The organism is Streptomyces sp. NPDC002386 (assembly GCF_053593175.1).
This window is the reverse complement of record NZ_JBSFBX010000011.1, coordinates 235,738-259,853: the sequence shown is the minus strand read 5'-3', so window position 1 is coordinate 259,853 and position 24,116 is coordinate 235,738. Positions and strand designations below refer to the sequence as shown.

Annotated in this window: 19 protein-coding genes; 13 read left to right on the top strand and 6 right to left on the bottom strand. The window is 73.2% G+C overall.

Features of this window, described 5'->3' with window-relative positions; genetic code table 11:
- Nucleotides 1-70 precede the first annotated feature (70 nt).
- A complete protein-coding gene (locus ACWCPN_RS23280; protein WP_451209278.1) occupies nt 71-616 on the top strand; it encodes a hypothetical protein in 546 nt (181 codons plus the stop codon).
- Between the two features lie 30 nt (nt 617-646).
- On the opposite strand, the gene ACWCPN_RS23275 is transcribed toward ACWCPN_RS23280, so the two are convergent.
- Entirely contained in the window at nt 647-1,612 is a 966-nt protein-coding gene (locus ACWCPN_RS23275; protein WP_451209275.1) for an O-antigen ligase family protein, read from the bottom strand.
- 308 nt (nt 1,613-1,920) lie between these two features.
- Here ACWCPN_RS23275 and lnt point away from each other — a divergent pair, with 308 nt between their 5' ends.
- From lnt to ACWCPN_RS23255, 4 genes are all read left to right on the top strand, one after another.
- Nucleotides 1,921-3,531 (top strand): apolipoprotein N-acyltransferase, encoded by a 1,611-nt coding sequence (lnt, locus tag ACWCPN_RS23270; RefSeq protein ID WP_451209272.1) that lies wholly within the window; start codon nt 1,921-1,923, stop codon nt 3,529-3,531.
- A gap of 66 nt (nt 3,532-3,597) precedes the next feature.
- Nucleotides 3,598-4,077, top strand: a complete 480-nt coding sequence (locus tag ACWCPN_RS23265; RefSeq protein ID WP_199209511.1) for an NUDIX hydrolase — start codon at nt 3,598-3,600, stop codon at nt 4,075-4,077.
- Nucleotides 4,078-4,131: 54 nt separating this feature from the next.
- Nucleotides 4,132-4,953, top strand: a complete 822-nt coding sequence (locus ACWCPN_RS23260; protein WP_365124592.1) for a 3-hydroxybutyrate dehydrogenase — start codon at nt 4,132-4,134, stop codon at nt 4,951-4,953.
- A 76-nt stretch (nt 4,954-5,029) separates the two neighbouring features.
- Nucleotides 5,030-6,982: a helix-turn-helix domain-containing protein gene (locus tag ACWCPN_RS23255; RefSeq protein WP_392293689.1), complete on the top strand. Its 1,953-nt coding sequence runs from the start codon at nt 5,030-5,032 to the stop codon at nt 6,980-6,982.
- 52 nt (nt 6,983-7,034) lie between these two features.
- Here ACWCPN_RS23255 and ACWCPN_RS23250 read toward each other — a convergent pair whose 3' ends face one another.
- From ACWCPN_RS23250 to ACWCPN_RS23235, 4 genes are all read right to left on the bottom strand, one after another.
- Entirely contained in the window at nt 7,035-8,411 is a 1,377-nt protein-coding gene (locus ACWCPN_RS23250) for an MFS transporter (protein WP_451209268.1), read from the bottom strand.
- A 187-nt stretch (nt 8,412-8,598) separates the two neighbouring features.
- Nucleotides 8,599-9,621: a TolB family protein gene (locus tag ACWCPN_RS23245; RefSeq protein WP_451209265.1), complete on the bottom strand. Its 1,023-nt coding sequence runs from the start codon at nt 9,619-9,621 to the stop codon at nt 8,599-8,601.
- Nucleotides 9,618-10,910 (bottom strand): MFS transporter, encoded by a 1,293-nt coding sequence (locus ACWCPN_RS23240; RefSeq protein WP_451209262.1) that lies wholly within the window; start codon nt 10,908-10,910, stop codon nt 9,618-9,620. Before ACWCPN_RS23240 ends, ACWCPN_RS23245 begins: the two co-directional genes overlap by 4 nt.
- Before the next feature lie 26 nt (nt 10,911-10,936).
- On the bottom strand, nt 10,937-11,785 hold the full coding sequence (locus ACWCPN_RS23235; RefSeq protein WP_451209259.1) for a glycosyltransferase: 849 nt from the start codon (nt 11,783-11,785) through the stop codon (nt 10,937-10,939).
- Between the two features lie 476 nt (nt 11,786-12,261).
- Between ACWCPN_RS23235 and ACWCPN_RS23230 the strand changes: the two genes are divergently transcribed.
- The 8 genes from ACWCPN_RS23230 to ACWCPN_RS23195 all read left to right on the top strand — a co-directional run bounded on the left by ACWCPN_RS23230 (nt 12,262) and on the right by ACWCPN_RS23195 (nt 23,411).
- A complete protein-coding gene (locus ACWCPN_RS23230; RefSeq protein ID WP_451209257.1) occupies nt 12,262-13,569 on the top strand; it encodes a sugar transferase in 1,308 nt (435 codons plus the stop codon).
- A 23-nt stretch (nt 13,570-13,592) separates the two neighbouring features.
- A complete protein-coding gene (locus ACWCPN_RS23225; RefSeq protein ID WP_451209255.1) occupies nt 13,593-14,648 on the top strand; it encodes a Gfo/Idh/MocA family protein in 1,056 nt (351 codons plus the stop codon).
- 11 nt (nt 14,649-14,659) lie between these two features.
- A complete protein-coding gene (locus tag ACWCPN_RS23220) occupies nt 14,660-15,661 on the top strand; it encodes an NAD-dependent epimerase/dehydratase family protein (protein WP_451209253.1) in 1,002 nt (333 codons plus the stop codon).
- Nucleotides 15,658-16,797 (top strand): DegT/DnrJ/EryC1/StrS family aminotransferase, encoded by a 1,140-nt coding sequence (locus ACWCPN_RS23215; protein ID WP_451209250.1) that lies wholly within the window; start codon nt 15,658-15,660, stop codon nt 16,795-16,797. Before ACWCPN_RS23220 ends, ACWCPN_RS23215 begins: the two co-directional genes overlap by 4 nt.
- On the top strand, nt 16,794-17,504 hold the full coding sequence (locus tag ACWCPN_RS23210) for an acetyltransferase (RefSeq protein WP_451209248.1): 711 nt from the start codon (nt 16,794-16,796) through the stop codon (nt 17,502-17,504). Before ACWCPN_RS23215 ends, ACWCPN_RS23210 begins: the two co-directional genes overlap by 4 nt.
- A complete protein-coding gene (locus ACWCPN_RS23205; RefSeq protein WP_451209245.1) occupies nt 17,501-18,619 on the top strand; it encodes a DegT/DnrJ/EryC1/StrS family aminotransferase in 1,119 nt (372 codons plus the stop codon). Before ACWCPN_RS23210 ends, ACWCPN_RS23205 begins: the two co-directional genes overlap by 4 nt.
- Nucleotides 18,620-18,688: 69 nt before the next feature.
- Nucleotides 18,689-22,294, top strand: a complete 3,606-nt coding sequence (locus tag ACWCPN_RS23200) for a DUF4082 domain-containing protein (RefSeq protein ID WP_451209242.1) — start codon at nt 18,689-18,691, stop codon at nt 22,292-22,294.
- Nucleotides 22,295-22,364: 70 nt separating this feature from the next.
- Nucleotides 22,365-23,411: a glycosyltransferase family 2 protein gene (locus tag ACWCPN_RS23195; protein WP_451209239.1), complete on the top strand. Its 1,047-nt coding sequence runs from the start codon at nt 22,365-22,367 to the stop codon at nt 23,409-23,411.
- 17 nt (nt 23,412-23,428) lie between these two features.
- Here ACWCPN_RS23195 and ACWCPN_RS23190 read toward each other — a convergent pair whose 3' ends face one another.
- A complete protein-coding gene (locus ACWCPN_RS23190; protein ID WP_451209236.1) occupies nt 23,429-24,085 on the bottom strand; it encodes a hypothetical protein in 657 nt (218 codons plus the stop codon).
- Nucleotides 24,086-24,116 lie beyond the last annotated feature (31 nt).

The window sequence follows — 24,116 nt, the reverse complement described above, 5'->3', positions numbered from 1 at the left end:
CGGGCGGCCCGGAGGAGTCACCCTCCGCGAGCCGGTAGCCGCGCACCGAAACCTGAGTAACCTCGTATCCATGAGCGAGCACCGCCACGCCGAGGACGCCTCGCACCCCGACGTCTGGACCGGACGCGCCACCAACCGGGTCCAGTGGCTGCTGGCGCTGGTGGGCGCCGCCTGCATGGCGCTCGGCATCGAGCTGGCCGTGGAGTCCGCCTGGACCTCCGGCGTCGCCGCGCTGGCGATGTCCGTCGTCGGCTGCATCGCGGCCGGCCTGCTGGTCCTCTTCGGCACGCTGGCCTTCGTGCACGTCGACCTGAAGCTGGAGAAGGACTGCCTGGAGGTGCGCTGCGGCCACATCGGCGTGCCGCGCCGCCGCATCCCGCTCTCCGAGGTCGCCGGAGCCGACTTCGCCGCCCTCGTCACCCCCTGCCACTGGGGCGGCTGGGGCTACCGCTGGCGCCCCGAGAAGGGCACCGCGGTCGTCGTCCGGCGCGGCGAGGGCATCGTGCTCCGGCTGTGGGACGGCCACACCTTCACGATCACCGTGGACAACGCGGAGTCCGCGGTCCGCGCCATCAGGGCCCGGCTGCGGGCCATCACGCCGGGCACCATCAGCTGACACCCGGCCGGCTCCGCCCGTGCCGATCCGCTACGGCTGCGTGCCGTCCCCGGTCCACGGCCGTGCCGTCGCCCACCCCGCCAGCAGACCGGCGCCCGCCGTCACCGTGGTGAAGCTGAGCGCGTTGCCGACCGCGGCGAGCACCGCGACCGCGGTCAGCGCCGCGCCCGCCGTGAGGGCCACCGGGGTGGAGCGCGGCGAGCGCCACAGGGCGTGCAGTATCCAGCCGTGCACGGCGACCAGCAGCAGGACTCCGATCAGGCCCTGCTCGGCCGCCTGCTGGAGCGGGGCCGAGTGCGGTCCGCCGCCGGCCGGTGCTCCCGGTGGACCGGCCGCCGCGAACTCGCCGAACCGGCCGGGGCCGACGCCGAGCAGGGTGTCGTGGCCCGCCAGCCGCGCGGCCTCCCGCCACAGCCCGAGCCGGCTCTCGGTGAACCGGCTCCGCAGGGCCCCGGTGAGACCGGCGGGCAGCGCGTCCGCCCCGGCCGCCCAGACCGCCGCCGCGGGCGCGGCCGCCGCGAGGGCCAGCCCGGCGATCCCGGCGCCCCGGCAGGGCATCGCGCCCGCCGCGAGCGAGCACAGCAGGACGGCCGCGCCGGCCGCGCAGCCGGCGGCCGAGTCCGTCGCGGCACCGGTCAGCGCGATGCCCGCGGCCAGCAGCCGAAGACCGATCCGGGTCGCCGGCCGACGCGCCGACCAGGCGGCGCAGCAGGCCGCGCCGGTGGCCAGCGCCAGTACGGCCGCGGTGGCACCGGCGTGCCCGAGGGGGACGGCGTACCGGGCGCCGGGGGAGAGGCCGGGCAGCACCAGCGGCAGCGCCCCTCCCACGACCGCACCGGCCGCCGGCGCGGCCACCGGCAGCAGCGACCCGGAGATGCGCCCCGCGGCATAGCCCGCGGCCACGGCGAGCACCGCGAGCAGCACGCCCTCGGGCCGCCCCTCGTGGGCCGCCGCCGTGATCAGCGACCAGGCGGCGCACGACCCGAGGAGGATCATGCCCACCCCGTCAGAAACGTTTCGTCCGGTCTCCCGGCAGTCGGCGCCGTAGTCGCCGGCCGCGGCTTCCGTTCCCCTCGACCCCACCCCGTAGCCCCTCGTACCCAGGTCCCCCGACCTGTGGCGGTCCCCGGCGGCGCGCACCGGGACCCGGCCGCACCGCTGGGGCTGGGCACACGGTAACGGCTGACGGCCGCTTTGTGGACGAGTCGCGCGGCAGGACGTGACCGGTGACGGGGCGCCGGAGGCGGCCGGGACGTCCTGGACGGCGCTGTCGGCATCGAGGGGGGCCGCCGTAGACTCCCCGGGTGACCGTCACCGCAACTTCCGTGGACCAGTCCGACCAGCTCAGGCCGCCCGCCGCGCAAGCGGCGCGCGGCGGCCGGCTCCTGCGGCTGGTCCCGGCCGCCGTCTCCGCCCTGTGCGGAGTGCTGCTCTACGTCAGCTTCCCGCCGCGCACCCTGTGGTGGCTGGCCCTGCCCGCCTTCGCCGGCTTCGCCTGGGTGCTGCGCGGCCGCGGCTGGAAGGCGGCCCTCGGCCTCGGCTACCTCTTCGGGCTCGGCTTCCTGCTGCCGTTGCTGGTGTGGACGGGGGTGGAGGTCGGTCCCGGACCCTGGCTCGCGCTCGTCGCCATCGAGGCGATCTTCGTGGCGCTGGTCGGCGTCGGCGTGGGCGCGCTGTCGAGACTGCCGGCCTGGCCCGTGTGGGCGGCCGCCCTGTGGATCGCCGGAGAGGCGGTCCGCGCGCGCGTGCCCTTCCGCGGCTTCCCCTGGGGCAAGATCGCCTTCGGCCAGGCGGACGGCGTCTTCCTGCCGCTCGCCGCGGTGGGCGGCACCCCGGTGCTCGGCTTCGCCGTCGTGCTGTGCGGGTTCGGCCTGTTCGAGGCCGGGCGTCTGATCGCCGAGCGGCGCCGCACCCGGACCCTGCGGCGCGGGGCGGCGGCCGCCGCCCTGCTGAGCGTCGCCGTCCCGGTCGCCGGAGCGGTCGCCGCCCGGCCCCTGGTGAGCGACAAGGCACAGGACGGCAGCGCGACCGTCGCGGTCATCCAGGGCAACGTCCCCCGCTCCGGTCTGGAGTTCAGCGCCCAGCGCCGGGCCGTGCTCGACCACCACGTGAAGGAGACGCTCGAGCTCGCCGCCGACATCAAGGCGGGCAAGGCCGCGAAGCCCGACTACGTACTGTGGCCGGAGAACTCCTCCGACATCGACCCCTTCACCAACCCGGACGCGGCCGCCGTCATCGACGAGGCGGCCAGGGCCGTCGGGGTGCCGATCTCGGTCGGCGGGGTCGTGGAGAAGGACGGCAGGCTGCTCAACGAGCAGATCCTGTGGGACCCGGTCAAGGGACCGACCCAGACCTACGACAAGCGGCAGGTGCAGCCGTTCGGCGAGTACCTTCCGCTGCGCGGCCTGGTCGGCGCGATCAACAAGGACTGGACCGGCATGGTCCGCCAGGACTTCAGCCGGGGCAGCGAGCCGGGCGTCTTCGACTTCGGCGGTGCCCGGGTCGGCCTCGCCACCTGCTACGAGGCCGCCTTCGACTGGGCGGTCCGGGACACCGTCACGCACGGCGCCGAGATGATCTCGGTGCCCAGCAACAACGCCACCTTCGACCGCAGCGAGATGACCTACCAGCAGCTCGCCATGTCCCGCGTCCGTGCCGTCGAGCACAGCCGGACCGTGACCGTGCCGGTCACCAGCGGCGTCAGCGCGATCATCATGCCGGACGGCAGGATCACCCGGAGGACCGGCATGTTCGTGCCCGCCTACCTCGTGCAGAAGGTGCCGCTGCGCACCTCCGAGACGCCCGCGACCCGGCTCGGCATCCTGCCGGAGATGGCCCTGGTGCTGATCGCCGCCGGCGGCCTCGGCTGGGCGATCGGTTCCGGTGTGCGCGCCCGGCGCGCCGGTGAGGCGTAGCCGTACGACGGCCGTACGTCCCCTGACATGCGCGGGAGCCGCGGACCGGCCCGTTAGGGTCGGTCCATGGCTACTCCTGACTTCATCCGCACCCTCCGGGCCAGCGCCGGTCAGCAGCTGCTGTGGCTCCCCGGGGTCACCGCGATCGTCTTCGACGACGACGGCAGAGTGCTGCTGGGCCGGCGGTCCGACACCCGCAGGTGGTCGGTGATCGGGGGCATCCCGGACCCGGGCGAGCAGCCCGCGGCCTGCGCGGTGCGGGAGGTGTTCGAGGAGACGGCGGTGACGTGCGTCCCCGAGCGGGTCGTCCTCGTCCAGGCCCTGGAGCCGGTCACCTACACCAACGGGGACGTCTGCCAGTACATGGACATCACCTTCCGCTGCCGTGCCGTCGGCGGCGAGGCCCGCGTCAACGACGACGAGTCACTGGAGGTCGGCTGGTTCACGGTGGACGCGCTGCCGGACCTCAACGAGTTCGGGCGCCACCGGATCAAGCAGGCCATGTCCGAGGCACCCACATGGTTCGACCCTATGACTAATAGCTGAAGTGTGGGTGGTCACCACATGTGGTGAGGGGTGGGCCCCGCCTATCGTCGGCTCATGACCACGTCCAGCCCGCCACCGGCCGCCCAGCCCACCGCCCCGCACCCCTCCCTCGACCTCGGCGGCCGCACCGCCCTCGTCACCGGCGCCGCCAGCGGCATCGGGCGCGCCTGCGCGCTGCGGCTCGCGGCCGCCGGCGCCGAGGTGAGAGCCGTCGACCGGGACGCGGCGGGCCTCGCCGAGCTGGCGGAACTCGCCCAGCGGGCCGGTGACCTCCCGGGCTCGGTCGTACCCCACGCCCTGGACCTCACCGACCTCGACGCCGCCGAGCGCGTCGCCGCCGGCACCGACGTCCTGGTCAACAACGCCGGACTGCAACTGGTGCGTCCGCTGGAGGAGTTCCCGCCCGAGGTCTTCCACACCGTGCTGACCGTGATGCTGGAGGCGCCGTTCCGGCTCATCCGGGGCGCCCTTCCGCACATGTACGCGCAGGGGTGGGGGCGGATCGTCAACGTGTCCTCGGTGCACGGACTGCGCGCCTCGGCCTTCAAGTCCGCCTACGTGGCCGCCAAGCACGGCCTCGAGGGACTGTCCAAGACGGCCGCGCTGGAAGGCGCCCCGCACGGGGTGACCTCCAACTGCGTGAATCCCGCCTACGTGCGGACCCCCCTGGTCGAGAAGCAGATCGCCGACCAGGCGCAGGCCCACGGCATCCCCGAGGAACGCGTCCTGTCCGAGATCCTGCTGAAGGACAGCGCCGTCCAGCGGCTCATCGAACCCGAGGAGGTGGCCGACGCCGTGGCGTACCTGTGCGGCCCGCAGGCCTCCTTCGTCACCGGCACCTCCCTCGTCCTCGACGGCGGGTGGACGGCCCACTGAACGGTCCTGCGCCGCCGGGCCCCGGAGTTCTCCACGGGCCCGGCAGGCCGGGCCGCCGATGCGGAATCCTGTGACCATGTCTCGCGATCACGTCCAGCCGGCCGGAACCCCCGCCTCCGAGGGCGCCCCGGGGGTGCCCGACGACGGCGCGGGCGCCCCCTACCTCGAGCTGCTGGCCCGCGACGCCCCGGTGGAGGCCTACGAGCAGCCGGTGCTGCTCGCCCGCGCCGAGGGACAGCCGGCCGACCGGGTCGCCGCGCTGGAGCGGGCCAAGCTGCTCGCCCTGCGGGTCCGCTCCGAACTGGAGGGGCGCCGCCGCCGCGAGGCCGAACTGTCGGCGCTGTTCGAGACCGCCCACGACCTGGCCGGACTCCGGGACCTGGACGCCGTCCTGCAGGCCATCGTGCAGCGCGCCCGGTCCCTGCTGGGCACGGACGTCGCCTACCTCAGCCTCAACGACCCGGCACGCGGCGACACCTACATGCGGGTGACCGAGGGCTCCGTGGCCGCCCGCTTCCAGCAACTGCGGCTCGGCATGGGCGAGGGGCTCGGCGGGCTGGTCGCCCAGACCGCGCGGCCGTACGTCACCGACGACTACTTCAAGGACGCCCGCTTCCAGCACACCCGCGCCATCGACGCCGGCGTCGAGGACGAGGGCCTGATCGCCATCCTCGGCGTGCCGCTGATGCTCGGCCCGAACGTCATCGGCGTCCTCTTCGCCGCCGACCGGCGCGCCCGCGTCTTCGAACGCGGGCAGATCGCCCTGCTCGGCTCCTTCGCCGCGCTCGCCGCGGCCGCCATCGACACCGCCAACCTGCTCACCGAGACCCGCTCGGCGCTGGCCGGTCTGGAGCGGGCCAACGAGATCATCCGGGACCGCAGCGCGGTCATCGAGCGCGCCTCCGAGGTGCACGACCGGCTCGCCGAACTGGTGCTGCGCGGCGGCGGGGTCCACGACGTGGCAGCGGCCGTCTCCCAGGTCCTCGACGGAACGGTCGAGTTCACCGAGGCCGGCACGGCGCCGGCCGGGGCCCTGAAGGCCTCCCGGACCGAGGGGCACGCGGTACGGCACCAGGGCGACTGGGTCGCCGCGGTGGTCGCGGGCGGCGAACTCCTCGGCGCGCTCGTGCTGCGCGGCCACCCGGACCTCGACCCGGTCGACCAGCGCACCCTGGAACGCGCGGCGATGGTCACCTCGCTGCTCCTGCTCGCCCGCCGCTCCGCCGCCGAGGCCGAACACCGGGTGCGGGGCGAACTGCTGGACGACCTCCTGGACGCGCGCGAGCGCGACCCGCGCCTGCTGCGTGAACGCGCCGCCCGGCTGCACGCCGACCTGGACGCCACCCATGTCGTCCTCGCCGCCCGGCTCGAGGGGCCGGCCGCCGACGCCGACGACGAGGCGGCCGCCCGGCGGCGCCTGTGGTCGGCCGCCTCCCATCTCGCCGCCACCCGGCACGGCCTGGCCGCCGCCCGGGACGGCGGCACGGTCCTGGTGCTCCCGCTGGCCGCCGGCGACAGCGCCACGGAGCTGGCCCGCCGGACCGCCCGCCACCTCGGCACGGCCGTCCACCAGCCCGTCACCGTCGGCGCCTCCGCGCCGGTCACCGACCTCACCGTCCACCACGACACGGTGGCCGGCGCCTACGCCGAGGGCCGCCGCTGCCTGGACGCGCTGCGCCTGCTGGGCCGCGGCGGGGACGGCGCGGCGGCCGAGGACTTCGGCTTCCTCGGCCTGCTCCTCGCCGGCGACCGGGACGTGGGCGGCTTCGTCGGCCGCACCGTCGGCCCCGTCGTCGACTACGACGAGCGCCGCGGCACGGAACTGCTGCACACCCTGGACGCCTACTTCGCCTGCGGAATGAGCCCCGCCCGCACCAAGGACGCCCTCCATGTGCACGTGAACACGGTCGCCCAGCGGCTGGAGCGCGTGGGCAGGCTGCTGGGCGAGGACTGGCAGACGCCGGCCCGCGCCCTGGAGATCCAGCTCGCCCTGCGGCTGCACCGGCTGGCGGCCCCGGAACGGCACTGACCGGCCCCCGCGAAGGGAGCCGGTCAGTGCGGTGCGCGAGCGGTGCGGCCGGTCAGACGGTGCCCGCCCTGGCCGCCGGGTTCGCGTCGGCGGGCTCACCGTCCCCCGCCTCCACGTCGGCGAGGTCCCGGTGCCGGGTCTCCTTGGCCACACCCACGGCGATCAGGGTGAGCACGGCCGCCGCGATCACGTACAGCGCGATCGGGGTGGAGCTGCCGTAGTCGGCCAGCAGCGCCGTGGCGATCAGCGGGGCGGGCGCACCGGCGGCCACGGAGGCGAACTGGGCGCCGATGGAGGCACCCGAGTACCGCATCCGGGTCGCGAACATCTCGGCGAAGAAGGCCGCCTGGGGCGCGTACATGGCCCCGTGCAGCACCAGCCCGACGGTCACGGCCAGCAGCAGGTACCCGAAGGAACCGGTGTCGACGAGCGCGAAGAACGGGAACATCCACAGCCCGACGCCGGCCGCGCCCAGCAGGTACACGGGCCGCCGCCCGATCCGGTCCGAGAGCGCGCCCCAGGCGGGGATCACGGCGAAGTGCACGGCCGAGGCGATCAGCACGGCGTTCAGCGCGGTCTGCTTCGAGACGCCGGCGGACGTGGTGGCGTAGACGAGGATGAACGCGGTGATGACGTAGTAGCTGATGTTCTCCGCCATGCGGGCGCCCATGGCGACGAGCACGTCCTTCCAGTGGTGGCGCAGCACCGAGACGAGCGGCAGCTTCTCCGGCTCCTCGGTCCGCCGGGTCTCGGCCCGCCGCAGCGCCTCCTTGAAGACGGGGGACTCGTCCACGGAGAGGCGGATCCACAGACCGACCATCACCAGCACACCGGAGAGCAGGAACGGTATCCGCCATCCCCAGGTGCCGAAGGCGTCGTCCGAGAGCACGGCGGTGAGCAGCGACAGCACTCCGGTCGCGAGCAGCTGCCCGGCCGGCGCACCCGTCTGCGGCCACGCGGCCCAGAACCCGCGCCGCCGCGCGTTCCCGTGCTCGGAGACCAGCAGGACGGCGCCGCCCCACTCACCGCCGAGCGCGAATCCCTGCACCAGACGCAGCGTGGTCAGCAGCACCGGAGCGGCGGACCCCACGGTCGCGTGGGTGGGCAGCAGACCGATGGCGAAGGTCGCCCCGCCCATCATCAGCAGGCTCAGCACCAGCAGCTTCTTGCGCCCCAGCCGGTCACCGTAGTGCCCGAACACCAGGGCGCCCAGCGGGCGGGCCGCGAACCCGACGGCATAGGTGAGGAACGACAGCAGTGTTCCGACGAGCGGGTCGGAGTCCGGGAAGAACAGCTTGTTGAACACCAGCGCGGCGGCGGAACCGTACAGGAAGAAGTCGTACCACTCGATGGTGGTGCCGATGAGGCTCGCGGCGACGATGCGGGGAAGGTTCGAAGGAGCGGGTGGGGCGCTTGCGGGCGACGACATCGGCACCACTTCCTGCGTGTGACGGGGGACGTTTGCGTGTCGCCACACCGTAGGAACGAGTGGGTCGTAGGCGTATGTGGTGGGGCACCATAGTTTTCCGTGCCGGTGTGCGTGCGCCGACCATGGAGGACGACATCTCTCGGCCACCCGGGGACACCGGCGGATCACCCGCGGCGCCCGCCTCCGGCTACAGCGGCGCCGGTGAGGAGGCCCCCGCGATCAGCAGACGGGGGGTTCCCGTGCCGTCGGCGGGCACGCTCCACAGGTCGCTGCCGCCCACCCTGCCGTCGGCGGGCAGGGCGTAGGCGAGGGTGCGGTCGTCGAGCCAGGTGGCCTGGTCGTCGACACTGTGGCGCTCCGCCAGCGGCGTCCGGCGCAGGGTGCGCAGATCGAGGACGTACTCGTGCCAGAGCGTGGCGCCGGACAGCACCCGCTTCTTGAAGGCGACCCGGGTGCCGTCGGGGGAGAGCGAGGGGCACTCGACGTTCTCGGCCAGGGTGGTGACCGACCGCCGGGAGAGCGAACCCCGCACCAGATAGGTCTTCCCGGCGGTGTTGAGGGTGGCGTAGAAGGTGTCGTCGTCGGAGGCGAAGGTGACGCCCCAGAAGTTGATGTCCGAGGCGTGGTACGGCTTGCCGTCCCTGACGACCGAGAACTTCTCCAGGCTGGGGACCAGCCGCATGGTGCGGGTGTCCAGGATCGAGGTCCGGGTGGAGAAGAAGGCGGAGGAGTAGGACTCGCCGGAGACGAAGACGGTCCAGGCGGCGTAGCGGCCGCTGGGCGACACCCGGGCCCGGCTGGGCGTGCCCGCCAGCGGGAACTCGCGCCGGGTGCGGAGGTCCGCGTCCAGGAGCAGGGCGCGGTTGCTCTGCTTGAGGACGCCGGGGTCGGACTGGAGGCAGACGCCGGTGCCGGCCGCCGCGTAGAAGCGCGCGCACTTCAGGTCCGAGGCGATCCGCCGGCCGCCGGGGTCGGCCGACGGCACCGACGCGACCGAGGCGCGGTGCGGCCCGGCCGCCGCGTTCACGAACGCCAGGCGGTGCTTCCCGTCGAGCGTCAGCCTGCCCTCGCCCACGGCGGGGCCGCCCGCCCCCGGCCGGTCGGCGCGGTCGGCGCGGGAGGCGGCGTGCAGGACCACACCGGTGCCCAGGCCGGCGAGCAGCAGGACCGCCACGGCGAGTACGAGCAGGCGGCGGTGGAGCGTCGTCATCCGGATCCTTGGGGCTGAGGGGGTCGTCGGGTCCCGCCGGCCGGCCGCAGCACCACGGCCGCGACGGCCGCGCACACCAGCAGGCCGACCGCCGAGCCGGCCAGTGCCGGGCCGTCGCCCCACACCGTCCAGGCCGCGCCGAAGGCCAGCGAACAGCAGAACCGGGCCAGCGCCTGGCTGGTGCCGACGATGGCGAGGCCACTGGCGCGCAGCTCCTCGGGCACGATGCCGGCGAGGGCGGCCGGGAGCACGCCGTCGGTGGCCGCGTAGAACGTGCCGTGCAGGGCGAGCACGGCGGGGGCCAGGACCGGTGTGGCCGGGGCCCACAGCAGCAGGGCGTAGGCCACGAGCAGGCCCACGTGCCCGGCGAGGAACACGGTGCGCCGCCCGATCCGGTCGGCCAGCGCGCCGGCGGGCACGGCGAGCAGCAGGAACACCGCGGCGGTGCCCAGCGGCAGCAGCGTGAACCACTGCTCGCCGATGCCCGCGCGGCGCTGCAGGAGCAGGTAGACGAAGGCGTCGCTGACGGTGGTCAGGCCGAGGAGCGCGGCGCAGCCGGCCAGCGCCCGCAGCCGTGGCAGACGCAGCAGCGCGAGAGCCTCGCGCACCCGGACCGGCGGCCTGCCGTCCGGGCCTTCCGGTGCGTCGGTGCCCGCCTCCCGCCGCCTGCCGGGTACGAACAGCACCAGCACGAGCACGCCGAGCACGGCGACGCAGGCGCTCACCCCGAACACGGCGTCGTAGCCGTCCGCCGCCGCGCGCAGGATGAGGAAGGCCGCGAGCGGGCCGAGCATCGCGCCGGTGGTGTCCATCGCCCGGTGCACGCCGAAGGCCCGGCCCTGGTTCGCGGCCGGCGTGGACAGGGAGATCATCGCGTCGCGCGGGGCGGTGCGCAGGCCCTTGCCGGTGCGCTCCAGGGCGAGGACGGTGCCGAGCGTGCCGATGCTGCCGGCGAGCAGCAGCAGTGGTTTGCAGAGCGCGGACAGGCCGTAGCCGAGTCCGGCCAGCAGCTTGTGGTTGCGCACGCGGTCGGCGAGGTGGCCGCCGGTGAGCTGGACCAGGGCGCTGACGCCGTTGTAGACGCCGTCCAGGGCGCCGAACCCCAGCGGGCTGAAGCCGAGTCGGCTGACCAGGTAGAGCGGCAGGACCGCGGTGACCATCTCCGAGGAGACGTCGGTGATCAGGCTGACCGTGCCGAGCACGAGCACGACCGGGGCGACCCCGCGCCGGGGGCCGCGACCCCGCGCGGTGTCCGCCCGGGCGGGTGTGGAGCGGTCGGTGAGGTACATGATCGGGGACTCCAGGTGCGGTGCGATCAGTTCTGCCGGCTGCTCTCGTCCCGCAGCCAGGTGCCGAAGTCCTCCGCCTCGATGGCCTTCCGGGCGCGCCACCGGGCGACGACCGCCGTGGCGACGAAGACCACGGCACCCGCCAGGAGCCCCGGCTCCGCGCGGACCACGGCCAGCAGATCCGCCCTGCCGGTGCGCGCCGACGCCTCCCGCGGGTCCCGGTGCTTCTCGACCTGGGCGGTGGACACCGCGGCCCGGATCCGCCGTCTGACCAGATCCGGCCAGGTGCGCGGCGGGTGGACCACGACCCGGGCCGCACCGACCACGAGCCTCTCCTCGGGGGCGAACGCCAGGGACGCGGCCAGGTCGTCCGCCATCAGCGGCGGCAGCGCCGCGATCCGGGCGTACCCGGCCTTGGAGACCGCGATGACGCCCCGGCCGAACAGCCCCTCACGCACGGCCGGGAGCCGCTGCCACACGCGGTAGTAGGCCCGCACCGGCCAGGCGCATGCGGCCAGCGGGAGCTGACGTTCGGGCGCGGTGGCGAGGATGCCCGAGGCCTCGTCGGCGAGGGGCCCGGTCAGCGCCCGCACGTCGGCGCCCGTGATCACGACGTCGGCGTCCACGTAGATCCGCGGGAAACCGCGCGCGTGGTCGTCCCCCGCCCGCAGGGCCGCGTGCTTGGAGGGGACCGGGATCTCCACCACCGTTACGCGCGGCCCGCGTTGGGCGGCGATCCGCGCGGTGTCGTCCGTGCAGCCGTTGCACACGACCACGATCTCGGTCTCGTCCCCGGAGGGGTCCGCCAGCAGCGAATCGAGGAGCCGGCCGAGGACGCGCGCCTCGTTGTGCGCCGGGATCACGATGCTCGTCACCCGGGCAGTATGCCGTCGGTGTCGTCATTGCGCCGAGTGTTTCGTCCAACTGTTCCCGCGACTGCGTCCCGTGGTCTAGATTGAGGTCCGCCGGGCCGGTTTGGGAGGGACATCCACACCTGACGCTCAGTCAAGTAGCGGATTCGTAAGCCGGATACGGCACAGGCAACAGCCAACATGCAGGGTTCGCGAGGCGGTTGGGGAACCGCTGACCGCTCCCTGGTTTTCCGGCGTCGATGTGTTGAGGAGACGCACCGGCGCCGTTCCGGCCCTGGCCGCGGACTTGCGACCGTATGTCCGCATCGCTCGGTCAGGGGTAGCCCGCATGTGGTGGGGGGGGCATGACCATTGAGGTCACGCATGAGCAGGTGGTTCTGGATCACAGGAGTCCAGAAGCGCGCCGAAGACCTTGGGAACGGAAGTACCGTTCGGTCCTGTTGGTCGCGGACGGCCTGGCGGCCGTAGCCGCGGCCTTAGTGATCCACGGGGCCTACGGCCGCTGGACGGTGGCCCTGGTGCTGCCGCCGATGTGGATCGTGGCGATGCTGGCGCATCGCTCCTACGACCGGGGCGCCCTGGGCCTGGGAACCGAGGAGTACCTGCGGGTGCTGCGCGGGGCCGTCGCCCTGCCGGCGCTGGCCGCTTGCGCGTACTGGCTGTTCGCACGCGACCTGGGGCTGCTGCACGACATGATCGCGGCCGCGGTACCGGCCGCCGCGATCGCCCTGGCGGTCCGGTACGCGCTCCGCCGCCGGCTGTACCGGCGCTGGGCGCGCGGCCGGGACCGCACCACGACGCTCCTGGTCGGGCCGTCGCGCGGGATCGTCGAACTGGTCGCCGTGCTGCGCAGGCCGGGCGGCGCCAATGAGTTGCAGGTCGCCGGCGTGTGCCTGAGCGACCCGGAGAACGCCGTCGCGATCCGTGAGCTGGGGCTCCCCGTCCTCGGCGGGATCGGCGACATGAACGACGTCGTCCGCGCCATGGGCATCGGCACCGTCGTGGCGCTCCCCGCGCCCGAGTTCGACGCCTCCGTCCTGCGCCGGATGTCCTGGACGGCCGCCGTGCAGGACGTCGACTTCCTGCTGGCACCCGTGCTGACCGACGTGTCCGCCTCCCGGCTGGTGGTACGGCCCACCAACGGGGTCCCGCTGATGCGGATACAGGCACCGAACCTCTCCCGTGCCTCCCGGCTGCCCAAGGACCTGCTGGACCGGGCGCTCGCCGCGGCGCTGCTGGCGGTGCTCCTGGTGCCCATGCTGGTGATCGCCCTGGTCGTCCGGCTGGACAGCACTGGTCCCGCGCTGTTCCGGCAGCGCCGGGTGGGCCGCTACGGAAACCACTTCACCATGCTGAAGTTCCGCACCATGCGGCAGGACTCCGAGGCCCTGCGTGCGGAACTGGAGCACCTCAACCAGAACAGCGACGGTCTGCTGTTCAAGGTGAAGGAGGACCCGCGGATCACCCGGGTCGGCTCGCTGCTGCGCCGCAGCTCGATCGACGAGATCCCGCAGCTCCTCAACGTGGTGCGCGGCCACATGTCGCTGGTCGGCCCCCGCCCCTCGCTGCCCGAGGAGGTCGAGGAGTACACGCCGGACGTCAAACGCCGGCTGCTCGTGAAGCCCGGCCTCACCGGACTGTGGCAGGTGAGCGGCCGTTCCGACCTGCCCTGGGACGAGGCGGTCCGGCTCGACCTCGGATACGTGGACAACTGGTCGATGGGCCTCGACCTGACCATCCTGCTGCGCACCGGGTCCGCCGTGGTGCGCGGAGCGGGGGCCTACTGATGGACCGAAGGAAGAGGAACACAGTGACGCAGACCACGGATCCGCTGGGGGTCGCGGTCGTCGGAGCCGGCTACTGGGGCCCCAACCTGGTACGCAACTTCCAGGCCAGCGAGCGGTTCCGGCTGCGCTGGCTCTGCGACCTCGACGTGGACCGGGCGCAGCGGGTCCTCGGCGGCTACTCGACGGTCCAGGCCACCGCAGACTACGCGGCCGTCCTGGCCGATCCCGCCGTCGCCGCGGTCGCCGTGGCCACCCCCGCCGGGACCCACCTCGACATCGCCCTGGCCGCCCTGCGCGCCGGCAAGCACGTCCTGGTGGAGAAGCCGCTCGCGGCCACCTACGCCGACGGGATGCGCCTGGTCGCCGAGGCGGAGGAGCGCGGCCTCACCCTGATGTGCGACCACACCTACTGCTACACACCCGCCGTGAGCCGCATCCGCGACATGGTCCGCTCCGGCGAACTCGGCGAGATCCACTTCGTCGACTCGGTGCGGATCAACCTCGGCCTCGTCCAGAAGGACATCGACGTCCTGTGGGACCTGGCCCCCCACGACCTGTCGATCCTGGACTTCATCCTCCCCGACGACGTCGAGCCGGTCGCCGTCGCCGCCCACGGGGCCGACCCGATCGGCACGGGACAGGCCTGCGTGGCCTACCTGACGCTCCAGCTCAACACGGGGGCCATCGCCCACGTGCACGTCAACTGGCTCTCCCCGACCAAGGTGCGCACCACCATGGTGGGCGGCTCCAAGCGCACCCTGATCTGGGACGACCTCAACCCGGTGCAGCGCGTCGCGGTCTACGACCGCGGGGTGGACCTGGCCGCGCCGCAGGAGATCGGCGCGGACGAGCGCAGGGAGATGCTCGTCTCCTACCGCTCCGGGGACATGGTCGCCCCCGCGATCGGCGAGAAGGAAGCGCTGCGCAGCATGGTCGACGAGTTCGCCGACGCGATCGGCGGCGGGCGGGCACCGCTGACCGACGGCCGGGCGGGCCTGCGCGTGCTGGACATTCTCGAAGCGGCCTCGCGGAGCCTGGAGTTCCGGGGCGCGGTCGTCGGCCTGCGCGCCGGGCATTGACAGTTCCACCGATGGAGAGGGCACTTCAGTTGAGCAGCGTACGGGGCAAGAAGATCCTGGTCACCGGAGGGGCGGGGACCATCGGGTCCAATCTCGTCGACCTCCTGGCCGAGGGCGGTGCCCGCGAGATCGTCGTGCTGGACAACTTCGTCCGCGGACGGATGGCCAATCTGGCCGGCGCCCTGCGCAGCGGCGTCGTCGAGGTCGTCGAGGGCGACATCCGTGACGCCGCCGCCGTGCGGAAGGCCACCGACGGCGCGGACCTGGTGTTCCACCTCGCCGCGATCCGCATCACGCAGTGCGCGGAGGAGCCCAGGCTCGCCAACGAGGTCATGGTCGACGGCACCTTCAACGTCCTGGAGGCGGCGGTCGAGGCCGGGGTCGGCAAGGTGGTCGCCTCCTCCTCGGCCTCCGTCTACGGCATGGCCGAGGAGTTCCCGACGACCGAACGCCACCACGCCTACAACAACGACACGTTCTACGGCGCGGCCAAGGCCTTCAACGAGGGCATGCTGCGCAGCTTCCACGCCATGTACGGCCTGGACTACGTGGCACTGCGGTACTTCAACGTCTACGGCCCCCGGATGGACATCCACGGCCTCTACACCGAGGTGCTCATCCGCTGGATGGAGCGCATCGAGTCGGGCGAGCCGCCGCTGATCCTCGGCGACGGCAGCCAGACCATGGACTTCGTCGACGTCAGGGACATCGCCAGGGCCAACGTGCTCGCCGCCGAGTCGGATCTTACCGACGAGGTCTTCAACGTCGCGAGCGGCACGGAGACTTCGCTGAAGGAGCTCGCCCAGGGCCTGCTCGACGCGATGGGCGCCGAGGGCCTGGAGCCCGAGCACGGCCCCGCCCGCGCGGTCAACGGGGTGGTCCGGCGGCTCGCGGACACCACGCGCGCCGCCGAGCGGCTCGGCTTCACCGCGCGGATCGACCTGCGCACCGGGCTCAGGGACCTGGTCGACTGGTGGCGCGCGGAGCGCGCCGCGGGGGAGGCCGCCCGGTGAGCGCCGACCGTGTCCCGGTGATGATCCCCTGGCTCGGCGAGGAGGAGGCCCGGGCCGCCTCCGAGGCGGTGCTCTCCGGATGGGTCGCCCAGGGCCCCCGGGTCGCCGCCTTCGAGCGGGCCTTCGCGGAGCGGGTGGGCGCCGAGCACGCCGTCGCGGTCAGCTCGTGCACCACCGCCCTGCACCTGTCCCTGGTCGCGCTCGGCCTCGGGCCGGGCGACGAGGTCGTGGTGCCCTCGCTGTCGTTCATCGCCACCGCCAACGCGGTGCGCTACGTCGGCGCCGAGCCCGTGTTCGCCGACGTCGAGCCCGCCACCGGCAACCTGACCACGGCCACCGTCGACGCCGTCCGCACCCCCCGCACCAGAGCCGTCCTCGCCGTCCACCAGGGCGGCGTACCGGCCGATGTGCACGCCCTGCGGGCCGCCTGCGCCGACTGGGACCTGCCGCTGGTGGAGGACGCGGCCTGCGCCATCGGCTCGACCGTCGGCGGCAAGCCCGTGGGGCACGGAGCGCTGATCGCCGCCTGGTCCTTCCACCCCCGCAAGGTCGTCACCACCGGCGAGGGCGGCATGGTCACCACCGACGACGCCGCGTGGGCCGAGCGCCTGCGCCGGCTGCGCGAGCACGGGATGAACGCCTCGGCGGCCCAGCGCCATGCGAGCAGCAAGCCGGTCCTGGAGAGCTACCTCGAGGTCGGCTACAACTACCGGATGACGGACATCCAGGCCGCGGTCGGCCTGGTCCAGCTCGGCAAACTCGACGCGATGATCGTCCGTCGCCGCGAACTGGCCGCCCGCTACGACCGGTCGCTGCGGGACGTGCCAGGACTCACCCCGGTCCGCGACCCCGGGCACGGGCAGAGCAACTTCCAGTCCTACTGGGTGCTCCTGGACGAGGGCTTCCCCGTCGGCCGGGACGACCTGCTGGCCGCGCTCGCCGATGCCGGAGTCTCCGCCCGGCGCGGGATCATGGCGGCGCACCTCGAACCCGCCTACGCCGGCCACCCCCGCGCGCCGCTCCCGGTCACCGAGCGGATCAGCCGCGACTCGCTGATCCTGCCGCTGTTCCACACGATGACCGAGGCCCAGCAGGACCGCGTCGTGACGGCGCTGCGCGAACAGGCCCGAAGATGACCGGGCTGCTGATCGTCGGCGCCGGCGGCTTCGCCCGGGAGACCGCGCAGGCCGTACGGGACGCGGGCGGCACCGAGCTGCTCGGCCACCTCGACGACGACGCCGCCCTGCACGGAACCGAGGTGGACGGCGTCCCCGTCCTCGGCGGCTGCGACCTGGTCCACGACCTGGACCGGGCCCGCGTGGTCGTCTGCGTGGGCAACCCGCGGGACTACGCGTCCCGCGCCCGGCTCGTCGGCAGGCTCGGTCTGCCCGCGGACCGCTACGCCACCGTGGTCCACCCGACCGCCTCGGTGTCGAGGTCGTCCGAGGTGGGCCCCGGGTCGGTCCTGCTCGCGCACTGCGCGCTGACCGCCGCCGTGCGGGTGGGCGCGCACGTCGCGGTGATGCCGCAGGCCGTCCTCACCCACGACGACGTCGTCGGGGACTTCGCGACCATCGCGTCCGGCGTCCGCATCGGCGGGGGCGCACGGGTGGAGCGGGGCGCCTATCTGGGCTCCGGCGCCCTGATCAGGGAAGGCACGACGGTCGGCGCCTGGTCGCTGATCGGGATGGGGAGCGCCGTGCTCGGCGATGTGCCGCCGGGCGAGGTCTGGGTGGGGAGCCCGGCCCGGCGGCTGCGCGCGGCGGACACGCCCGCACTCGACCAACTCGCCTCGCGCAAAGACGACTTCGCGACGCACGCACTGGGGGGACCAGTCACATGAACCAGATTCCGCTCGTGGACCTCAAGGCGGCCCACGAGGAGGTCGCCGACGAGGTACGGGCCGGCTTCGAACGTGTCCTGGCGGGCACCGCGTTCATCGGCGGCGAGGAGGTCCGCCTGTTCGAGCGCGAGTACGCGGACTTCGGCGGCGTCGCGCACTGCGCCGGTGTCGCCAACGGCACCGACGCCGTCGAACTCGCCCTGCGCGCCAGTGGGGTGGGACCCGGCGACGAGGTCGTGGTGCCCGCCAACACCTTCATCGCCACCGCGGGCGCGGTGGCCCGCACCGGGGCGCGGCCGGTCCTCGCCGACTGCCTGCCCGACACCTACCTGCTCGACCCGGGGGCCGCGCTGGACGCGGTCGGCCCCGCCACCCGCGCGGTCGTCCCGGTCCACCTCTACGGTCAGATGGCCGACGTGACGGCCCTGAGCGGCGGGCTGCCCGGAAACGTCCGGGTGGTCGAGGACGCGGCACAGTGCCAGGGCGCCACCCGCGACGGCCGGTCGCCGGGCAGCGGCGGCATCGCGGCGACGAGCTTCTACCCGGGCAAGAACCTGGGCGCCTACGGTGACGCGGGCGCGGTGCTCACCGACGACGAGGAGCGGGCCGGCCTGGTACGGGCCATCGCGAACCACGGCGGCGTCGCCAAGTACCGCCACGACGTGCCCGGTTTCAACAGCCGGCTGGACGGGCTGCAGGCCGTCGTCCTGCGGGCGAAGCTGAAGCGCCTCGCGGCCGGCAACGAGGCCCGCCGGGCGGCCGCGGCCCGCTACGACGAGCTGCTCGCCGGCCTCGCCGCGTCCGGCCGGGTCGTGCTCCCGGTGACGGCGCAGGGCAACGTCCACGTGTGGCACCTCTACGTCGTCCAGGTCGACGGGGCCGACCGCGACGACATCGTCGGCAAGCTCAACGCGGAGGGCATCGGTGCCGGGGTGCACTATCCGGCGCCGGTCCACCTGACCCCGGCGTACCGCCACCTCGGCCACTCCCGGGGCGACTTCCCGAACGCCGAGCGGACGGCGGAGCGGATCCTGTCGCTCCCGCTCCACCCGCACATCACCCCCGACCAGCAGCAGCGCGTCGTGGACGCACTCGCCCACGCCCTGCGCGGCTGACCGGTCACGGCTTCACAGCTCCACCCCGACCGCACGGGTCGGTCCTGCACAGCACCGTGAGAGGTACACATGAAAAAATGGAGCAGACGGATCCGGGGCGGCCGCCTCGCCGTCGTAGCAGCGTTGATCTGGGCGGTGCTCCCGCAGGCGGGGATCGCCCTGGCAGCCTCCGATCCGTGCGGAACGGGTTCGAACCCCGTCGTCTGCGAGAACTCCAAGCCGGGCAGCCCGAAGTCCGACTGGTTCTCGCCCAACGCCTACGGTGACATCAAGGGCTTCTCCACCAAGGAGAGCGTCCAGGCCGGTGACACCGTGCAGTTCAAGGTGCAGTCGAAGGTCCCGTACCACATCGAGATCTACCGCCTGGGCTGGTACGGCGGCGACGGCGCGCGCGAGATGTCCACCGCGGCCCAGGCCGCCGTCACCTACCCGGCCAACTACCTGACCAATCCCGCCGGCTGCACCAAGAAGAGCAGCACCGGCCTGGTCGACTGCGGCAACTGGCCGGTCACCGCCAACTGGACGGTGCCCGGTGACGCCGTCTCCGGCCTGTACATCGCGAACCTGACCCAGGCGGACGGCGACGGCCTGATGCCGTACCCGTTCGTGGTCCGCAGCGACTCCAGCACCTCCGACGTCGTCGTGCAGACCAGCGACCAGACCTGGCAGGCCTACAACGACTACGGCGGCCAGGACCTCTACGGCGGCACCGGGCCCGCTCCGGACGGCCGCGCCTACGAGGTCAGCTACAACCGCCCGCTGGACATCGGCGGCGACAACGGCATCTACGGCTCCGAGTACATGATGCTGTCCTGGCTGGAACGCAACGGCTACGACGTCAGCTATCTGTCCGGCGTCGACGTGTCGGCCAACGGCGCCACCCTGCTGAAGAAGCACAAGGTGTACCTGTCCTCCGGCCACGACGAGTACTGGACGCAGAGCCAGTACTCCAACGTGCTCGCGGCCCGGAAGGCCGGCGTCCGGCAGGGCTACTTCAGCGGCAACGAGGTCTTCTGGAAGACCCGGCTCACCCCGAGCATCGACGGCGCCAACACGGCCAACCGCACCCTGGTCTGCTACAAGATGACCAAGATGGCGCAGAACAACGGCATCGCCGACCCGAGCGGCACCTGGACCGGCACCTGGATGGACCCCGCCAGCACCCAGTACGGGCAGGACTACCAGCCGCCGAACATCCTCACCGGCTCCATGTTCACCGTGAACGGCTACCGCAGCGACGCCATCACCGTCCCCGGCTCGTACGGGAAGAACCGGATCTGGCGCAACACGTCCGTCGCCGGGCTGACGTCGAGCCAGACCGCCACGTTCCCGACGGGCACCCTCGGCTACGAGTGGGACAGCGACATCGACAACAGCACCCGGCCCGCCGGGGCGATCGACGTGTCGTCCACGACGGTGGACATCAACGACGGCAAGCTCCGCACGGACTGGGGCAACGTCTACGGCAACGGCACGGCGACCCACAACCTCGTCGAGTTCCGCGACCAGGACTCCGGCGCCCTGGTGTTCGGGGCGGGCACCGTGCAGTGGTCGTGGGGACTGACGAACATCCCGACGTACAACCCCGACGACACCGTGGTCACCGAGGACGCCCGCATGCAGCAGGCGACCCTGAACGTCTTCGCCGACATGGGTGTCCAGCCGCAGACCCGGCAGAGCAACCTGGTCGCCGCGACGGCCACGACCGACACCACCGGCCCGGCCGTCACCGTGACGGCCCCGGCCTCCGGAGTCACGGTCCCGGCGCTGAAGCCGGTCACCGTCACCGGCACCGCCACCGACTCCGGCGGCGGCGTGGTGGCCCGGGTGGAGGTGTCCACGGACGGCGGCCAGACCTGGAAGGCCGCCACCGGCCTCGCGTCCTGGAAGTACACCTGGACCCCGACCACCCCCGGCGCCGTGTCCGTCAAGGTCCGCGCGGTGGACGACAGCGTCAACATCGGCGCCGTCGGCACCCTCCCGCTCACCGTCGGCCCGCAGGCCTGCCCCTGCACCGTCTGGCCCGCCTCGGCCGTGCCCGGCACCGTCAACGGCGGTGACGGCAGCTCGGTGGAGCTCGGCGTCAAGATCCGTACCACGGTCGCCGGTTCGATCACCGGTGTCCGCTTCTACAAGTCGCCCGTCAACACCGGCACCCACACCGGAAGCCTGTGGAGCGCCTCCGGCACCCGCCTGGCCACCGGCACCTTCACCGGCGAGACGGCCTCCGGCTGGCAGCAGCTGAACTTCTCCACCCCGGTGAGCGTCAAGGCCAACACCACGTACGTCGCCTCGTACTTCGCCCCGAACGGCGGATACTCCTACGACGGCGGCTACTTCTCCGGCGGTGACGCGGGCCTCGCCCCGCTCACGGCCCTGAAGTCCGGTACCGACGGCGGCAACGGCGTCTACCACTACGGCTCCACCAGCGCCTTCCCGTCCTCGCAGTCCTCGGGCAGCAACTACTGGGTCGACGTGGTGCTGGACACCTCGACGGCCAGCACCACCGCGCCCACCGTCACCTCGACCTCCCCGACGTCCGGGGCGGCCGGCGTGTCCATCACGGCCCCGGTGTCGGCCGTCTTCAGCTCGGCCGTCGACTCCGACAGCCTGACCTTCACCGTGAAGGACCCGGCCGGCGACACCGTGCCGGGGACCTGGACGCTCCCCGCGTCCAACAAGGCGACCTTCACCCCGTCGACGGAACTGGCGCTGCACACCACGTACACCGCCTCCGTCCAGGCCTCCGACCTCTGGGGCAACGCCATGGCGGACCCGGTGACCTGGACCTTCACCACCAGTACCACCCCGCCGGCGGTCACCTGCCCCTGCACCCTGTGGGGTCCCTCCGCCGTACCCGCCACCACGGACATGACCGGCGACACCAACTCGGTCGAGCTGGGCACCCGCTTCACGTCCTCCACGAGCGGCTGGGTCACCGGTGTCACCTTCTACAAGGGAACCGGCAACACCGGCACCCACACCGGCAGCCTCTGGTCCGACACCGGCACGCTGCTCGCCACCGGCACCTTCACCGGCGAGACGGCCACGGGCTGGCAGCGGATGACCTTCACCACCCCGGTGGCCATCGGCGCCGACACCCCGTACGTCGTCTCCTACCACGCGCCGAACGGCCACTACGCGGTCGACGGCGGCTACTTCGCCGCGGCCCACCAGTCCTATCCGCTCACCGGCACCGCCGACACCACCGCGCACCACAACGGGCTCTACCGGTACGGCGCCGACCCGGCCTTCCCCAACGGTTCCTACGGATCCGCGAACTACTGGGTGGGCCCGGTCTTCACCGCCGACAACCCGGGCGCGTCCCTGGCGGCGCCCGGCGCCTCCGAGGACAACGCGGCCACGCTGACGCACACCGCCGACGCGGGCAGCCCGCTCGTCACCACCCTGCCGGCGAAGACCGCGGTGTCGTCCGTCAAGGCGACCGTGACCGTCCTGTCCGGCCCCCGGGCGGCGGCGGCCAGGAAGCTCCACGTCACGGCCGTCACCTCCTACGACCGGGCGGGTCACAAGGTGTCCGTGCACCTGTCCGCCCCGCTGCCGGACGGCACCCGGTTCAAGGTCACGGTCACGGCCCGGGACAGGCACCGCCACGCGGTGAAGTCCCGTACCTGGACCCTGACCGCCAGGACCGTCCACAAGAAGAAGAACTGACCCGTCACAGCGCACCGGTGGCGGCCCCCGCGAACCCGGGGGCCGCCACCGGGGATTGGCATTCCCACCGATGAGCAGCGTCAGTGTTGTGATCCCTTGCCACAAGTACGGCCACTTCCTGGCCGACTGCGTGAGCAGCGTCCTGGACGAGCAGGACGGCGTCGACGTCCGGGTCCTCATCATCGACGACGCCTCGCCCGACGACTCGGCGGAGATCGCGCACAAGCTGGCCGCCTCCGACCCGCGGATCGAGGTCCGCGTCCACGAGACCAACAAGGGCCACATCGCCACCTACAACGAGGGCCTGCTGGACTGGGCCGACGGCACCTACGTCGCCCTGCTCTCCGCCGACGACCGGCTGGTGCCCGGCGCCCTGGTCCGGGCCGCCGCGCTGCTGGACGCGCACCCCGAGGCGGGGTTCGCCTACGGACGCCCCCTGCGCTTCCAGCACGGCGGCCCGCTGCCGCCGGCCCGCACCCGCGGCACCGGCTCCGTCGTCTATCCCGGGCAGTGGTGGCTGGAGCGGCGCTTCCGCGAGGGCACCGGCTGCATCACCTCGCCGGAGGTCGTCGTCCGCACCAGCCTCCAGCGCGAGGTCGGCGGCTACGACCCGGCGCTGCCGCACGCCGGCGACATCGAGATGTGGATGCGGCTCGCCGCGCACGCCGACGTCGGCTACATACGCGGGGCCGACCAGGCCTTCTACCGTGTCCACGGCAAGAACATGTCCACGACCGACTTCGGCGGTCAGCTCGACGACCTGCGCCAGCGCCTCGTGGCCTTCGACTCGGTGCTCGCCAAGTGCGCCGACCGGCTGCCGCACGCCGACCGCCTCGCCGAGGAGGTCCACACCCGGCTGGCCCGCTTCGCGCTGCGCCGGGCCTACCGTGCCTACGACCGGGGACGCACCGGGGCCGTTCCGGTCGACGAGTGCGTGGCCTTCGCGGAGGAGTGCCTGCCGGGATACGCGGCGCTGCCCGAATACCGCGCGCTGCGGCTCAGACGGCGGATCGGGCCGAAGGCGATGCCGTATCTCCAGCCGCTGGTGTGGTCGGCCGTGGCCGAACGCGGCCGGGAGTGGCTGTGGTGGGAGTCGTGGAAGCGCCGCGGTATCTGATGGGAGAACAGTTCGTCTCAGCCGGCCGCGGGGACCGGGCCGGCGTGCCGGCCGGGCGCGGCCTCGCGACGGCTCATCAGGTACCGGTCGAGCCACAACGCGCCGACAACGCCGCCCGCCAGGCCCAGCAGGCCCGTACCGGCCAGCCCCCGGCTCCGGTCGCCCCGCACCTCGGCGGCGCTCGGCGAGGTCAGCACGGAGGCGGTGATCCGCGAACCGGCCGGCACCCGCTGGGCCGACTGCATCGCGTCGACGTGCTTGGTGTAGACGTCGACGATGCGGCGCACCGCCGTCACGGCGGCATCCGGCCCGGCGGCCTGCGACTGGATCTGCAGGGAGGGGATCAGATAGCGGGGCGTGGCGCTGGTCCCGCTGTTGCGGGGGACGAGATGGTAGGTCCCCTGGACTCCCGCCGCCCTCAACTCCCTTTCCCCGGCCGGGGATTCGAGCTGCTGCACGACCCCGTAGGAGACCAGGGCGAGCGGCGGCTGCAGATTGGTGAGCTGGTTGGGCTGGTTCCGGGTCACCGGCGGCTTCAGGACGACGACCGCGGACCCGGTGTACTGCGGCGCGGGACGCACCACCTGGTACGCCGCGGCGGCCGTCAGCAGCAGTGCGGCCAGCACCACGTACCAGCGGCGGAGCAGTGCGTCGGCGACGTTCCCGGGCGACATACGAGATCCTTCCGTCAGCCCCGATACTGGC